Source organism: Auritidibacter sp. NML120636 (assembly GCF_003185945.1).
Taxonomy (GTDB): domain Bacteria; phylum Actinomycetota; class Actinomycetes; order Actinomycetales; family Micrococcaceae; genus Auritidibacter; species Auritidibacter ignavus.
Genome location: NZ_QHLO01000004.1, coordinates 230,400 through 245,104, shown reverse-complemented (window position 1 = coordinate 245,104; position 14,705 = coordinate 230,400). Strand labels below are relative to the sequence as shown.

The window sequence follows — 14,705 nt, the reverse complement described above, 5'->3', positions numbered from 1 at the left end:
AGGCACGTCGAGGTCTTTCAGATGGCTTGTGTAGGAACTTCCATCATCGGAAGGCCTCGACCTCTATCCAGCTATCGACGCGCCACTTCCCCGAGACCCCCGTCTACACCCTCGATTGTGAAGAGCCACAAAACCCAGGACGGTTCAGTGTTTTCGGACAACCCGACCACACCCTTTCCTTCAACTCATCAAGAGACCGCGCAAAACGGGCGCGTACCACTAAAAAACGGGCGCGTACCACTAAAAACCCGGACACCACACCAGCAACCGGGCACAACAAAACCCCGCACCACAAACGGGTACGGGGCAGTGAAAAGTAGATCTATGCCACTCGCTGATTCAACTCACGCAAACGCGAAATATCCTCGATGGCAATCTCATCATCCGGATCATCCTCATCAAACATCTGAGCAACCTCATCCAAGAGTTCCATCGGAACACGAACGTCTTCTTCTAAAGCCAAGGTCAGACAAAAGCCAACAGCTAGAGGAATTTCCCTATGTTCTGACAAACTCAGCGCAATTTCCATAGTCGTGTCTTGATCCCCCACCACGGGAAGAAGGATATCCCTCAATGAAGAGAAAATCTCAAAATAGGACCTCATATATCAATCTTACTCTGGGTGTGCCGTAGAAATGAATCTCATGCCATTCTTGCGCCGACTCGTCACAACTCGCACAACAACACCGTCGACAGACTTCCTATGTAACGTACGATGACCACGCACAAGCGCTTCACCATGATCTAGCACCTCTTCAATCGCGCCTGCAATATCGTCTCTTGACCAGTCTTCAGGGAACTCAGTGCGAGGCACACCTCGTTCCTTCTCAAAAATCCACCCAAATCCTGGATAGTGGCCGCCCTTGCCCTTCGGCGCTTCCGAAAAACTTTTATTATCTCGTTCTCCGTAGAGGATGTGGTTCCATTGCTTCGAATCAAGGGGCTCAAATCCTTCAGGCTGGAGTTTTGGCGGGTTTTCCGGATTCCTAGGTGTAGTTCCCCGGGAGGTTGTGAACACTCGCGGGGAATTACAGCTAGCCTGCCATAATCGGTCGGACTCAGCGACGGCTGCGGCGCTGGATTGGCCTTCCGGTGCTTGTGCACCCAGTTACCCAAAGCGCCGGGATTGATCTCCAACTCCCTAGCGACCTGGGCCATCGAACGGTCAGACTGCAAAACCAACTGCACCGCCTCGGCCCTAAACTACGGACAGAACTGCCGCCTCCAACTAGCTAACATGATCTCGATCCTCTCATCTCAAAAAACTGTCCAAGAACCTAGATACACCCCAGATCGCGTGCTCCCGGTGACGGGTGTGGGCCTCCGCGCGTCGGCGCAGAATCCGGTCCAGGGCCCGCACCCCTCCGAGGGTGTCGGAGATGACGACATACAACTGGTCCGGATCTCTGACCGCCATGGTCGCGTCCGCAAGATCTCGCAAGGCAGTGTTGGCAACTTCTGCGCTCTCGGCAGGATGGGCAGGCGTAGGCATCACGGCACCTTCTTTCGTCTCCGGTGATGCCCCTCAGGTACACCCGACTCGTCAGACCTGTCGGCACAGTGGCAGAGCGGCGGTGAACGCCTTCGCTTGCTGTCCGACTAGCTTGCGGGTCTCACAGGAGGACTGGATCGCGGCCTTGGTGATCGCCGAGACCGCCGCATCGAGATCCTCAAGCGTGTCAGCGGTCACGGAGACGGGACCGCTGTAGCGCAACACCCCGTGCCCGGCGGTGAGGTCGGTCTGCTGCTCCTGGTACTCCGCGTTCTGGGAGGCGTCCTCGATCTGCCCGATCCGGGCCCGCTGGGCGTCGTCCGAGACGTATTCCACCTTCTTCTTGCGGATATCGCGGGCGGCCTGATCGGTGCGCATCGGCGTGACGATGAGGGAGAACGACCGCAGCACTCCCGTCGACAGCAACACCGGGGCGAGGAAGCCTGGGTGGACGAGAGACCTGGGCCATTCCGAAACCCATAGCACCGCGTGATAGGCGGAGTCCGTGCGCAGATGCCCCCAGGCCTCGTTCACGGCGACCAGTCCGGCCGTGGCCAGTTCCTGGCCCAGGTCGCCATGACGGTCCAGGGTCGAGGCGATCGCGGGATCGTAGGCGGAGCGGAGGATGACGGCGATCTGTCCGGTGCTCAGCCATTCGGTGAATGACAGGTCCGCGGCCCGCAGTGCCGAGGTCATTGTTCTCATCTCCTGTCGCAGCACATTCGCCCACCCCGGAGTCCGCCAACCACTCCTCGATCTGATTCAGATCGGTTGTCGCGTCGTGGAAGCCTTGCGGCGTGATCGGGTGTTTCCCGTTCGGAGCGCACACGAACACCAGCACGCCCATGCGGGCGAACTCGCGCGCGGCAGCAGGAATCGATCCCGATGCCCCCACGTTCTGGAGCGCTCTCGACACGGCGTTGCGTTTGGACCTCATGAGCGTGAGCTCGATCCGGGTGCCAGCACCGGTGATTGGGAGCGTGCCAGGGCACGCTCGGGCACTGCCGGATGGTCCGCGCGTAGTTCCGTGTTCGCACCGTGTGGTCTCCTCCCGACTGGTCACCTGTGAGGTGAGCCAGGGCGCCCAACGGTCGAGACGGTCAGTGGATGAGGAGGTTGGCCGCCAAGTCCGTCGGAGCACCTGGTGTATACACCGGCATAGTCGTAAAACAAGGAACCATGTGCCGTATGGTGCGAATGATCCGAATATTCGGACCGAGATCCGTCAGATCAGAACCAGTCAGAAGGCTTGTTGCTCGGTGCGCTTGAGTGCACGGTAGCGGCTTGGGCTCATGCCCATGATCTGGCGGAAGAGACGTGCCGCATGTCCTCGACTCGCCCATCCAACTTGTCGGAGTATGCTGTGGATCGCATCATCTGTATCTCGGAACAAGCGAGCCATCTTTTCGACACGCAACATCGTCGGCCACGCGTGCGGGGTCTTGCCGAACGCCGCCACAAATACTTGGCTGAATCGCGAAGCCGACAGGGGTGTGGCTGACGCGAGTTCTGCACAGGTCCACGAGTGCGCAAGATTCTGCCTCATCAGGTCCGCGGCTTGTCGTGCTTCTGCTCGAACTGGAGAGAATTTACTATGCCGTGGTCGGGTCGGCAACGTGCTTGCGCGCTACCCGGGCGAGATCCGCACTGGAGTAACTTGCACAAACAGCACGACGACATCAAGGATCGAGAACCACAGTACTTGCATTCGGTGAGCGTGGAGACTAAGTCCGTGTGGACCCAGACTCAGTTTCACAATTTCATCTACCCAGGGCATCAGTAGCCCAACCCGCCCCTCGCCGAGGTGGCGAACCTGAGCGGGATCGGCGTAGATGATGTCCGCGAAATCTTGCGTATCTAATCGGTCTCCAATGACGTTGACGTACTGCCAGTAAAGCTGGTGGGGTGCATAGTCTGGGTCAATATAGACGGTGCTCGTTAGGATTTGTGGCTCAGGGTCGGATCCGCAAAAGACCCCTGCTCCCAGCAAGACAACATCACCGACATTAACAGCCCGCCGATTGGAGTTCACGGTGAGGAAAGCTGATCCATCACGGATGACGATAAGTTTGGTGCAATCATATACTGTCGGACCTATCGGCCTATGGAGCGTTTTCGTTCTCGCAAGTATTGGCGCAAACTCGAAATCGGGAAGGGGTGTGTGAATGTTCAATATGTTGATGGATTCTTGCCCTCCCTCCCAGGCTGCGGGAGCTTCATCGCCTATTCATTTGGGCGTGGGTAGTGCAGAGAAAATTAGGCTGACGGATCTTCGTGCAGTGTTGGAACAGCTAGGTAACCATTGCTGCCATTGCGACCGTTGGCCTCAGGCGGACACCGCCCGCTGAGCACATGGAGTACACGTCGGCTGGAGCGAAACCTGCGCGGACGAACAGAGCTACGCAAATGCAGGTCTGCAATCGTGGCAAGCTGACAACAGTGAATCCGGGTTCTCAAAAAACGGTCGACTATCATTCGATACCCAATTAGAGCGATGAGCCCCTCCCTTCTTATTGTGGCCAATCACTTTTGAACGCGGGGGAATCGCTGTTTAAAGTCTGTCGCGACGTCCTTCATGAACATAAACTCGACACCGTCGTGCTCTGACATATGCTCGATGAACCGCTCGAGCATCAATAGATTCTGTGGGCGACCGCTTACATCGGGATGGATCGTCATCGGAAAGACTGCGTAGTCCATTTCGCGATAGACCCAGTCGAACTGGTCCCTCCACAGCGACTCGAGCGCTCGGGGAGTTACGTATCCGTGGCTGTTCGCGCTTCCTTTGACGAACATCATTGGCGGCTGGTCATCGAGATACCAGCTTGCTGGAATCTCGATGAGGTCTGTCTCTGTCCCGCGTTCCAGAGGCTTCATCCACTCCTTGGCCGAAGCCGCATCGAAGTTGATCGGTGTCCACTCGTCGCCGGCGCGCACATAGTAAGGAGTGTGATCGTCGTGCATGAGGGAGTGGTCGTACAGGAATCCACGCTCGTGCAGGATTTCGTTAGTGACTCTCGAGAACTCCCACCACGGGGCTACGTATCCCACCGGTCGCCCACCCATGCGCGACTCAAACAACTCCAGGCAGTAGTCGACCACCTCCGTTTCTTGCTCCCTCGTCATCGACAGTGGATTCTCATGGCTGTACCCGTGCATACCTACTTCGTGTCCAGCCGCAAGCGTCCTCTCAAACTGCTCAGGGAACGTCTCAATCGAATGCCCCGGCCAGAACCATGTCACTGGAATCTCGCGGTTCTGTGCCAGCTTGAGCAGCCGAGGAACCCCGACTTCACCCGCGAACATTCCACGCGAGATATCGCTAGGTGAGTCCTGCCCACCATACGAGCCAAGCCACCCGGCGACGGCGTCAACGTCAATACCGATAGACACCATGATCTTCTTAGACACTTTGAGTTCCTCCTTGAATGATCTTGATTGCTCGTTCGGAAAGGTGATGTTAAAAGTGACCTAGCCTTGAGAGAAGGCCCATCCAGCAGCGAGTGCACCGATACCTAAGCCAGCGTCGAAGGCGATGTTCCATCCTGCACTGGCCATCTCCGTATTTCTGGACGTGCGGGCGCGTCGCATCATGGCGGTCAGCGCTGCCGTCTGACCTACCCCAGACGTAAATCCGATGACTGCAACGGCTAGGAGTATGCCCAGACGAGAGAGAACGACAGAGAAGACCATCGTTGATAAGGCAAGGATTCCGGCTGCCGTCACAAGGATGGCAAGCGGCGGATATCGATCAGATAGGCGGCCTCCCACCAGGCGACCCAGCGCCAAGCACACTTGGACCATCAACGCAGCCAGAACCGGTAGCCACGTACCCTCTGTGTCGCCGACTGAGGACAGAACGGCGGCGTAGAGACTCACGGCGAAAAGGTGACCCACCAGGCTGGTGATGACAATAGTGGCGGTAGAAAAAGTCCGCGAGCGTTTCAGAGAATCAGGCGCGGCGAGCTCCACCGACGGGCTGCCCAGCTGTAGATCAGAACGGTTGTCGGTGGACGATTTCGCCTGCCCTGCCGGGACCAATGCGCCCAGCGCGAAGGCACTCCCGACGAGCGCTACGGCCAATTGCCCTCCTAGCTCGGCAGCATAGAGGCCTATCGGGGCTCCGAGCGCTCCGCCCACCGCTGAGCCAAAGCCATAGGTGCCGAGGGCGCGGCCGGTTTGGCCAGATGCTGCCTGCTCTTTGACCCAAACGGTACTCATCACCACGAAGACGCCGAAGCCAAGGCCGAGAAGTAGTGATCCTGGCCACTGGTTCATCAAGGGGAGGATCGCACTGCCCAAGCCCATAGCCGCCAGTGCCAGCATGACGGCAACGCGGCGATTCCTGACCCATCTCCGCCCAATGATAAGAAGCGGCTGGACGGCAACGACAACGAGCATCACTATGCCTACTCGTGCTCCAGATGAGATGCCTGACTCGTTTAGAGCGCTTGATGCTGTGGTGTAGAAGGTATAGAACGCGGCGAAACCACCACAGCCCGCAACCGCTATTCGACCTACGATGCCGTAGGAGCTGGGCCGCGCTGAGGTCACTTGTGCAGTTCCGTAGCCGCTCTGGAGGTACTGTCTGACTTCGCCGAGAGCTTTGGACTGTCAGCGAGCTTGAGCCAAATGACACCGCCGATAATGACTGCGAGCCAGAACCCCTTGATTAGGGTGAGTGTCTCGTCGAAGAAGACTGGCCCCAGCAGGGCGGCGCCGACCGCGCCGATGCCGGCCCAGACAGCGTAGCCGATGCCGACATCGATTCTCTTCAGGGCTACGCTGAGGAAGAATAGAGTGAACAGGAAGAACACGATGGCCACGAGGGACCATGTGGGGTTTGTGAAACCATTGCTTCCGTTCACGCTCAGGGCGTATCCAACCTCGAATCCTCCGGCGAGGAGGAGGGCGAGCCAGGGGCCAGCCTTTTTCTCAGTGTCTGTCGAAATGGTGGTCTCATGATTGGCAGTGGTAGCCATGAGAATGATCCTTTCTGAAGGTGATAGTGCAGGCGTGGGATTAAGCGGCGCCAGCAAGGTTGAGGCCGACAACACCGGCTATGACGACGCCAATGCCCAGGAGCTTTTTCCAGGTTAGTTTCTGGGAGAGGAAGAGCGCGCCGAGGACGACGATGCCGACTCCTGCCAAGGAGGTCCACAGTGCGTAGCCGACGCCGACGTCGAAGGTCCGCAGGGCCAGGCTGAGGAAGAAGGTGGCGATGCCTCCGCTGACGAGGGTGGCGATACTCCACCAAAGCTTGGTGAAGCCCTGCGCCTTTCCGGCGGAGATGCCGACGGCGACTTCGAAGATGACGGCTATTCCGAGGTAGAGCCAGCTCATGATGGATGTCCTTTCAAAGGTGCATTCGAACGCTGGTCAGCGTCCATTGTTGATCTGTGTGTGAAAGTAGCGAGCGAACGGTTCGTTGCCTCGTTCGGCCGGAAAGGAGTTGAAGACGGTGGACCGAAGCTCATCAGTAATGCCGAGCGAGAGGTAGCTGGTGCGGTAGTCGAAGCCCCATTCGGCGACGGCGTCGCGATCGACGGCGACGTATATGGCATCCACGCCTTGATCGATAGCGAAGCGATAACACAGTCCGCAGGGTTCGCCCGTGGCCACCAGCGTGGTGCCGGAGAGGTCGTCCCGGTCATCAGAGTTGAGCACTTCGCGCATAGCGACGATCTCGGCGTGGGCGGTCGGGTCACGGGTTTCCCTGACCCGGTTGACTCCAAAATCAGAGATGACGCCGCTGTTGTCGACGAGCACGCCAACGAAGGGCAGCCCTCCGGCCTCGACGTGCTCAACACCCACTACGACCGCCTCGTTCATGGCCTGAATGAGAACGTCCGGTGGGATGGTGCTCATGATCGGGCCTCGGCGGCCGTCGCGCCCTCGGCCAGAGTGTCGACAGTCTTCTTTAGCCGCGCGGCGCTGGGTACCCCGCGCAGGAACTGGCCCTCGACCACGATGCCTGGCACAGAGGTGACGCCCACGGTGTTGACCGCATAGTTCTGATCGGCTTGCTGCCTGGCCCGTCGTTCCTCACTGTGCAGAGCCTGTTCGGCCTCCTCCCGATCGAGGCCGGCCGAGACTGCCACGTCAAGGATCACGGGATCCTTGCCGATGTCCCAGTCATCTTGGAAGAAGGCCTTGAACATCGCCTTGGAGTACTCCTCGGCTTTGCCCTGCTCCTGAGCCAGCTGCAGGACCATGAACGCCTTCTCCGTGCGCGGCTGGGGAGATACGGTCGGCAGGCTGATGGGAACATCAAGCCGTTCGGCCATCGGGTAGACGGCGTCTCTCCAGATCCGTGGCAGGTAGTCGTCCTCCGGGCGCAGGGTGGGAACGGGATCCGGTCGCAGCTCGAACGGCCGGATGGTCACTTCGACATCACGGTCCCGTTTGAGTTCCTCGATCGCTCCCTCAACGAGGAAGCAAAACGGGCAGACGTAATCGACGAAGACATCGATCTTCGTGGTCATAGTGCTGGTCCTTTCAATCATGTTACTGTATGTGCATGCATCTATATGGGTAAAAGTTGGCCCTTCTCGCTCGAGGGCGCCAAATGCTAAGATGTAAGCTTGCTGATCGCCTCGAAGGAGTGGTCAAGGCCGGCCAGATCTAGCTGTGGGTACTGCTTGGCTGCGTCGCAGAGCAGTTCGCTGATTTTCGCATCGTAGGGGTCGCGGATCTCCTCCACGGATTTGAGGCCTTTCTCAGTGATGACCGCGTAGACCCCGCGTCCATCGTCGGGGCAGGTGTCTCGGAACGCCAGCCCCTTGTCCTCCATTCGCCCAACGAGTCTGGTCACGGAGCTTGAGTTTAAGCTGACCTTCTGGGCGAGCTCGTGGATACGTAGCTCCCGCTCCGCGGTTCTGCTTAGGTGAAGGACTGCACGATACTCGGTGAGTCCGATTCCGTAGGTGTCAACGAGCCATTTACCCAGTGTGGCATCCACTGCGGCGACGATGGCCACAACCTGCGACCATGCCGCGCTGAGGTTGCGCGTCGGGGGGGTATGTGCTTGCTCAGAATGATCCGTGTACATGCACATAACCCTACCATGTGCGTTCGCGCAGCTCACCTCTCGGAGAAGAGGCGACCGTATCCTTCCACCTGGGATCTCAGGCCGCTTCCGTCGAGGCTGGCCCACAGCAAAACCTGGTTAGCGGTGAGCATCGTGATGCCGAGCGTGGACTCGAGATGATCGATCGCCCCGATAGCTCGCTGTCCGTTGCCGGCGATGAACACGGCCTGAGCGCCGGTCGTCGCGACCAGTTCGTCCACTGCTGCGGCGGTGGCTGCCGGAGTGATGGTCAGCGGGCCTCCTGTAGGACCGCTGGGGGTTGCGGAGACGATGTCGATGCCGTGGTCTCGGAAGTAGGCCTCGCCGGCTCGGCAGAGCTCGTCGTCGAACCAGGAGGGCGCCATGATGGCGATCTTGTTCAGACCCAGCTTTCGGATCGCGGCAGTGGCCGCGGTGCCCGTGGTGTCGAGCTTGATGCCGTGACTGACCGTTGACAGGCGCATGAGCAGTTCTTGCTCGCGGTCTGCTCCGATCTTGAACGAGGAACTGGTGAAGGCCAGTCCGATGGCGTCCAAGGGCGAGCTGGAGAGGCTGTCGACCGTGCGGTCGATGATCTCTGGAGCGATGAACTGCATGACCGGGTCATGGGCGATCTTCTCGTCGATGGTCCCGCCTGGGTGCATCGGGCTGAAGTCGACGCGTGCTCCGTGGATGGTGCTTCGTGTGCCGGCGAGCATCGCCTGGGCTTCGGCCTCCGGGCCGATGTCGGCGTGAGGGGTGACGATCCCGAGTTTGAAGTCGGATTCCCAACCGTCGTATTTCCACACGTGTCTTCTCCTTTCTAGTTTGGCAGCGTCGTTGCGGCCAGGCTCAGTGAGGTTGGTGTGCGGCCGTGATCGGTGACCATCTTCGGGTGCTTGGTCGCGATGAGCGTGAGCAGTTCGTCCATGTTCGGATCGACATAGTAGCGTTGCTCGCCGCGATAAATCATCCTGGTGCTGTCGCTGTTGCGCTGTTCGATGGCGTCGCCGCTGGGATTGAAGCGGAGGACATCGATGCCGTAGAGCATGCACAGCAGCGTGTTGAAGATGGGCGCGGCCTTGATCCACCGACCATTGAGGTAGATCCGTGCGTACCAGTGCAGGAACTCCTCACCTCCGACGAGTTCGTGCATCGCCGCGTCGGCGACGTGGTTGGTGACCACGTCGGAGCACAGCACGGCGGGCACGCCGAGCTTGCGGCAGCCAGCGACGAACAGGATGCTCTTGTGCAGGCAGAAGCCGGAAGGTTTATCGACAACGTCCGAGGCGCTAAGGTCCGTGTTCAGCATGACGTTGAAGACGTTGTAGTCGATGGTGTCGCGCACGGCGTCGTGGAGACGCTCGACGGAATTGGCGACGTTCGCCTCGCTGTAACAGCCAGCGTCCTCAACAAACTGCGTAACGCTCGGGGCGTCATAGTCGAACACGGCGGTCGCCTGGGTCAGCTGAGGTTCGCGAGCGATCATGAGTTCACTCCCAACATGGTGGCGATCTTCGTGCGCAGGAGGTCATTCGATCCGGAGTAGATCGCTCCGGGTATGGCATCGAGGAGGTTGCTCGCCAACGGTGACGTAGTCAGGTATCCGTTGCCGCCATGGACGCGGATGGCGTTGATCGCCGAGTCGACGTTGGCCTCGCTGATGAAGACCTTGGCCGCAGCGATCGGAACGGTCAAGTCCTCGAAGCCGTCCAGTCGTTCCGCGATGGATTCCAGCAGGGCTCCGCCCAGTTCGATGGCGATCTGAGTCTGGACGATCCGGTCTGCCACCAGCTGGTTGCTGCCGATGCTGCGCCCGAACTGTTCGCGGTCGTTGACGTACTGCACTGAGCGGGAGACCAGCTGCTCCATCTCGCCGATGTTGCCGGCAAAGGCCAGCAGGATCTCGCGCTTCATGACCTGGTCGAGGATCAACAGGCCTGCGCCAGTGTGCCCGACGCGGTTGACAGCGGGCACTCTCACGTCCTCCAGCGCGACCTCCCCGATCGGGGAGGTGCTCAGCCCGGCCGTGGGCATCGGCTGGGAAGTGTCGACGCCGGGCCATCCAGTCTCGACGAGGAACGCCGAGAGCCCCTTGTCGACGCCGTCTTCGATGGTCTTAGCGTAGATCACCAAGGTCGAGGCAATCGGTGCGTTGGTGATGAACCTCTTTGTACCGTTCAGGACGTAGTAGTCCCCCTGGAGAATCGCTGTGCTGGTCGTGCTCATGACGTCTGACCCGGCCTCGGCCTCGGTGATCGCGTGGCCGCCGATGGTGGTGCCGGATTCGGCTGCCGGCAGATAGCGATCCCGCAGCTGTCGCTCTGCGAATGCGCGCAGGCAGTAGATGGTACTGGCCAGTTGGGTCACTGCTGAGAAGGTCAGTCCTCGATCCGGGCTGGTGCGCCCGAGTTCACGGACTCGGTTGATGGCGGCGCTCATTCCTGTACTGCCGATGCCTTCGGTGGCGAGCGTTCTGAATAGCCCGCTCGTGGCAGCGGCATTCCACAGTTCCGTCGGGAATCCAGCTTTCTGTGAGGGTGGGGCCGTGGGCGCGTACTTGCGCAGGTGGTCGAGGAACCCCAACCACGGGTCGTCAGTCAGAATCGTGCTCATCGTCTACTCCTCTAGTAGGTGCTGAAGCCTCTGGCGCTGAGCACGCGCTTCTCGTCTCCGCGGGTCGGCGGGTTGAAGACGCTGACGAGCTCGAGATCCTCGTGGTCCGATGCGCGCAGATAGTGGGGCTGGTTGTCATCCAGGACATAGACCATGCCGGGAGTGACCTCGAAGAAGTTCCCTTCGGTGTCTTCGACGTTGCCCGCGCCACGGATGCAGTAGCAGACTTCGAGGTTGTTGCGGTACTCCAACTTGGACTCGGTGCCCGACCGGAAGACGGTGTCGGCGACGGCGAAGCCCATGTTGTCCTTTTCGACCAGGAGGCGGTGGCTGGTGCCACTGCCCCACTCGACGGCCGAAACTTCGTTCGTGGGCTTGGTGAACATGGTGGTACTCCCTCTTATTCAGGCGATTTCGGTGATAATTGACGGTGATTGGATGGTAATGGTCAGCAAGCCATGACGTCAGTGCGATTGGCCTCGATGAAGCTGGCGATGCCCTCGGGCGTCTTCAGCTCGTCCGGATTGATTGAGATGGTGTTGATCGGAATCTTGTAGGTCCGAGCGCACCAGCCGAGCAACTGGACCGTGGTGACGCTGGTGAGGATTCCTGTCGTGAGTAGATCGACATCAGGCGGCAACTGGTCTGCCGTGACGTCGGTAGCGAACGTTTCGACGATGTACTGCTTGACCCTGTGGAGGGTGGACATGAGTTACTCACTCCCTACTCGTGATTTGATGGTGGGAAGATCCGGTTTGCCGTTACCGTTCAACGGCAGGGGCCCGGTGAAGGCATGCAGGTTGTTCGGCATCGCGAAGGCGGGCAGATGAGCGCTTATTGCCATGCGCAACTGGAGTCCGGTTGCGGCAGAGCCGTGATCGGGCACGGTGTAGGCAAGATGCAGTTCTTCTGCGGAGTCAGAGACCTCGAGCCACGCGCAGGCAATGCCGACCAGAGCCGTCCGACGCGCAGCCTGCTCGATTTCTTCGAGGTTCACTCGCTGGCCGCGGACTTTGACAAGACGATCACGTCGGCCGTTATACATCAGCTGCCCATTTGACCACCTTGCCTGGTCCTTCATCGGGTACAAAGCCTCACCGGCCACGGGTAAGGGCGTGACGGTTCCCTCGGTGATATAGCCTTGCGCCATCCACGGCGTATGCACGAGTAGTTCCCCGTGGGCCTCCTCGGCGCTCTTTCGGAGAGGTACGTGAATTCCATTGGAGTTGAGCAAAACCTCGCAGCCGGCGATAGGCGTGCCAAGCGGCAGGGTCTCACTTTCAGAGAACTGTTCGGCTGAGAGCGTCTCGATGAGGCAATCGTTGACCTCGGTGGCTCCATAGACGTTATGGAAAGTTGCAGTTGGGAAAAGTCGCGCTGCGGCCGCGCGCAGCGATTGTGCAACGACGCCGCCAGTGAGAACCACTTCCCGAACCGAGGGGTACACCGCGTCTCCAACGGCGTTGAGCAGCGCATCCAGAGTGGAGGGAACGACCTGGATGAATGTTGGCCGGTGCTGTTCGAGCAGTCGGACCAGGTAGGGAGCCTGGTGGAGGCGGGCTGCCTCAGCCGCGACCACAGTACCGCCGGCGGCCAGAACCGCCCAGGTGTCCAGTAGGGACACGTCGAAGTTCCAGGGGCTCAGACTCAGGGACACGGTTGTGTCGTTGAAGCCAAAGTAGTCGCCGCCCCAGTGCAGGAACTGAGTGAGGCCTGTGGCGGGCAGGGCGACGAGCTTGGGGAACCCCGTTGACCCGGAGGTGGGCAGTGCGAGGACTCCGCCTTCCAAAGAGTCTGTCGAAGCTGAGCGTGTTCTGGCGAAGTGTTCGATCTGCTCGACGATCGTCGCCAGGTAGTCGTCTGATGCCGAAGTGGGAACCAGTGCTACTACGCCTCCGCGATTGAGGATCGCGACGCACTCATCGATGAGGCTGCGGTTCTTGGCTGCGCGGTAGATGCCGTATCCGTAACCGGCGACATCATCGCTGCGCTTGTCCTCGCCTTCGACAATGGTCCCGGGCTCCAGGTTTAGGCCCGCCGTCGGGGTGGGGGCTGTCGTAGCCATCATGCTCACGCTGGTCCCTTCTCTTCTTTGTACTCCGAGTGAGAGCCGGAGCGGACTCTGGCGATCACTCGCTATTTGCTTCGATGTACATACATCAATGTAAACTACTGCATGTGCATGCATCAAGACATTACGATAGAGGTGTCATAATCTGTCACAATTCCCCTTCGCCCATCAGCCTGTGGACGACTCCCACGAGGGGCAACGAGGACGTTGCCGCGCTTCTGGTCGAGCGGGCGCTTGGAGCGGGTGCTAGGAGGTATTTCCGCTGTTCAGAGCGCAGCTTTCCCCTCGCTCACAGTGGCAAGTACTTCTCGGTCTCCCACTCCTTGTCGCTCACCGCGGTAGTTGTCGCCGATGTGCCGATCGGAGTCGACGTCGAAGAGCGACTCACCTCGCAAGCGTGCGTCGATCTTGCTTGGGCGTGGTCTCCTGGCGAGCGCGCGGAGCTACAGTGTCAGGCTGACGTGGAGCATATCTCCACCGAGATCTGGACTGCGAAGGAAGCCGCGGGGAAGGCGCTGGGCATGGGCTTGCAAGCGTTGCCGTGCGCTATTGAGACATCTCCTGTGGTCGAGGCGACCGCGCACCGGACCATCGTGATGCCCTGCGGGCGCGGAACGAGTACCTACTTGGATTCTCATGGTGTGTGGCACGGTAAGAGCCATCTCCGCATATCCTGGAGGCACGCGCTCTAGCTCCCTGAGGGAGCCTGTCCCGCATCCGGCGCCTCATGCGCCGCTGCCGATTCCTCTCCGAGAACTGTGGACTCCGCGCGTTAGTCCGCCTACAAGCTCAGCTGTCGCAGCTGGTCAATCAGTTGTTTCTGTGCAGTGTAGCCCTCGTTAGCTACTGCACATTGATCACGATCAGATCCACCCACACAGTTGGCACCGTAGTGCAAACCGGCGTGCCGCGCGCACCTGCCCGCTGAGGCGACCCTCCAGAGGCCAGCCTCGGAAGGGAGCCGCCGTGGTGATGACGATCCGCGTCATGTCGGCCGGCCGCAGATACGAGTATCTCTTGTCCTCCGTCGCTGCAGGCGACGGCGACCGCGACGTGGGCACCCCGCTGACCCGCTACTACACCGAATCCGAGTGCCCGCGCGGCACCTGGATCGGCTCAAGGCTGGCAAGCCTCGAAGACGACCACGGCACCGGACTTGCCGACGGCGAGGCCGTCACCGAGGACCAGCTCGCACGGCTTCTCGGTGACGGCCTGCATCGAATCACCGGCACACGGCTCGGCCACCCATTCCCGAAACTGCAACCCCGCGCGAGCCCATCGCCGTCCGCATTGCGCAGCTCGACCCGGACCGGTCGCCAGCGCAACGGGATGCAGCCATCGAGGAAAGCCGTAGCGAAGAGATTGCGAAGAAGCCGCGCAACGCCGTTGTAGGGTTCGACCTCACGTTCTCCCCCACCGAAGTCGCTGAGCGCTCTCTGAGGTGTCGCTGACGCGGGCACGCAAGCCCTCATCTCACA

Annotated in this window: 20 protein-coding genes and 3 pseudogenes; 2 read left to right on the top strand and 21 right to left on the bottom strand. The window is 59.9% G+C overall.

From position 1 onward, the window contains the following. Nucleotides 1–322: 322 nt before the first annotated feature. The 21 genes and pseudogenes from DCC25_RS11220 to DCC25_RS05675 all read right to left on the bottom strand — a co-directional run bounded on the left by DCC25_RS11220 (nt 323) and on the right by DCC25_RS05675 (nt 13,224). Nucleotides 323–529 (bottom strand): hypothetical protein, encoded by a 207-nt coding sequence (locus tag DCC25_RS11220; RefSeq protein ID WP_146206417.1) that lies wholly within the window; start codon nt 527–529, stop codon nt 323–325. A gap of 84 nt (nt 530–613) precedes the next feature. After that, complete coding sequence (locus DCC25_RS11890; RefSeq protein ID WP_370443909.1) at nt 614–814, bottom strand: EndoU domain-containing protein; 201 nt, start codon at nt 812–814, stop codon at nt 614–616. Continuing rightward, nucleotides 745–1,191 (bottom strand): annotated as a pseudogene (locus DCC25_RS11885) (transposase); the annotation flags it as partial. The gene DCC25_RS11890 and the pseudogene DCC25_RS11885, both read right to left, overlap by 70 nt. A 61-nt stretch (nt 1,192–1,252) precedes the next feature. Beyond that, a complete protein-coding gene (locus DCC25_RS05750) occupies nt 1,253–1,492 on the bottom strand; it encodes a hypothetical protein (RefSeq protein ID WP_110100954.1) in 240 nt (79 codons plus the stop codon). A gap of 51 nt (nt 1,493–1,543) precedes the next feature. Then, nucleotides 1,544–2,224: pseudogene (locus DCC25_RS05745) on the bottom strand (SCO6880 family protein); the annotation flags it as partial. A gap of 67 nt (nt 2,225–2,291) precedes the next feature. Next, nucleotides 2,292–2,339 (bottom strand): annotated as a pseudogene (locus DCC25_RS11880) (hypothetical protein); the annotation flags it as partial. A gap of 393 nt (nt 2,340–2,732) precedes the next feature. Next, the gene (locus DCC25_RS11560) at nt 2,733–3,038 is read right to left on the bottom strand and encodes a helix-turn-helix transcriptional regulator (RefSeq protein ID WP_233242849.1); all 306 of its coding nucleotides are present in this window, start codon (nt 3,036–3,038) and stop codon (nt 2,733–2,735) included. 81 nt (nt 3,039–3,119) lie between these two features. After that, nucleotides 3,120–3,524, bottom strand: coding sequence for a hypothetical protein (locus DCC25_RS11555; RefSeq protein ID WP_233487920.1), 405 nt, complete (start codon nt 3,522–3,524; stop codon nt 3,120–3,122). A 491-nt stretch (nt 3,525–4,015) separates the two neighbouring features. After that, a complete protein-coding gene (locus DCC25_RS05735; RefSeq protein WP_110100952.1) occupies nt 4,016–4,903 on the bottom strand; it encodes a polysaccharide deacetylase in 888 nt (295 codons plus the stop codon). Nucleotides 4,904–4,963: 60 nt separating this feature from the next. Then, nucleotides 4,964–6,046 (bottom strand): MFS transporter, encoded by a 1,083-nt coding sequence (locus DCC25_RS05730; protein ID WP_110100951.1) that lies wholly within the window; start codon nt 6,044–6,046, stop codon nt 4,964–4,966. Next, nucleotides 6,043–6,474, bottom strand: coding sequence for a multidrug efflux SMR transporter (locus DCC25_RS05725; protein ID WP_110100950.1), 432 nt, complete (start codon nt 6,472–6,474; stop codon nt 6,043–6,045). Before DCC25_RS05725 ends, DCC25_RS05730 begins: the two co-directional genes overlap by 4 nt. 40 nt (nt 6,475–6,514) lie before the next feature. Then, nucleotides 6,515–6,835, bottom strand: coding sequence for a multidrug efflux SMR transporter (locus tag DCC25_RS05720; protein ID WP_110100949.1), 321 nt, complete (start codon nt 6,833–6,835; stop codon nt 6,515–6,517). A gap of 36 nt (nt 6,836–6,871) precedes the next feature. Next, nucleotides 6,872–7,360, bottom strand: coding sequence for a nucleoside deaminase (locus tag DCC25_RS05715; protein WP_110100948.1), 489 nt, complete (start codon nt 7,358–7,360; stop codon nt 6,872–6,874). Beyond that, complete coding sequence (locus DCC25_RS05710) at nt 7,357–7,977, bottom strand: DsbA family protein (protein WP_110100947.1); 621 nt, start codon at nt 7,975–7,977, stop codon at nt 7,357–7,359. Before DCC25_RS05710 ends, DCC25_RS05715 begins: the two co-directional genes overlap by 4 nt. A gap of 86 nt (nt 7,978–8,063) precedes the next feature. Then, nucleotides 8,064–8,471, bottom strand: coding sequence for a MarR family winged helix-turn-helix transcriptional regulator (locus DCC25_RS05705; protein WP_199223087.1), 408 nt, complete (start codon nt 8,469–8,471; stop codon nt 8,064–8,066). Nucleotides 8,472–8,575: 104 nt separating this feature from the next. After that, entirely contained in the window at nt 8,576–9,349 is a 774-nt protein-coding gene (locus DCC25_RS05700; RefSeq protein WP_110100946.1) for a maleate cis-trans isomerase, read from the bottom strand. Nucleotides 9,350–9,363: 14 nt separating this feature from the next. Next, nucleotides 9,364–10,029, bottom strand: coding sequence for a transglutaminase family protein (locus DCC25_RS05695; RefSeq protein ID WP_110100945.1), 666 nt, complete (start codon nt 10,027–10,029; stop codon nt 9,364–9,366). Beyond that, complete coding sequence (locus DCC25_RS05690; protein WP_110100944.1) at nt 10,026–11,156, bottom strand: acyl-CoA dehydrogenase family protein; 1,131 nt, start codon at nt 11,154–11,156, stop codon at nt 10,026–10,028. The genes DCC25_RS05695 and DCC25_RS05690 overlap by 4 nt, the downstream gene beginning before the upstream one ends. A gap of 11 nt (nt 11,157–11,167) precedes the next feature. Continuing rightward, on the bottom strand, nt 11,168–11,542 hold the full coding sequence (locus DCC25_RS05685; protein ID WP_110100943.1) for an ectoine synthase: 375 nt from the start codon (nt 11,540–11,542) through the stop codon (nt 11,168–11,170). 62 nt (nt 11,543–11,604) lie between these two features. After that, nucleotides 11,605–11,865, bottom strand: coding sequence for an acyl carrier protein (locus DCC25_RS05680; protein ID WP_110100942.1), 261 nt, complete (start codon nt 11,863–11,865; stop codon nt 11,605–11,607). Nucleotides 11,866–11,868: 3 nt separating this feature from the next. Beyond that, nucleotides 11,869–13,224 carry an AMP-binding protein gene (locus DCC25_RS05675; protein ID WP_158524735.1) on the bottom strand — a complete coding sequence of 452 codons (1,356 nt, stop codon included), beginning with the start codon at nt 13,222–13,224 and terminating at the stop codon, nt 11,869–11,871. 80 nt (nt 13,225–13,304) lie between these two features. Here DCC25_RS05675 and DCC25_RS11875 point away from each other — a divergent pair, with 80 nt between their 5' ends. Then, the gene (locus tag DCC25_RS11875; RefSeq protein WP_110100940.1) at nt 13,305–13,919 is read left to right on the top strand and encodes a 4'-phosphopantetheinyl transferase superfamily protein; all 615 of its coding nucleotides are present in this window, start codon (nt 13,305–13,307) and stop codon (nt 13,917–13,919) included. 280 nt (nt 13,920–14,199) lie between these two features. Continuing rightward, nucleotides 14,200–14,619: a relaxase domain-containing protein gene (locus tag DCC25_RS11550; RefSeq protein WP_233487919.1), complete on the top strand. Its 420-nt coding sequence runs from the start codon at nt 14,200–14,202 to the stop codon at nt 14,617–14,619. Nucleotides 14,620–14,705: the final 86 nt, after the last annotated feature.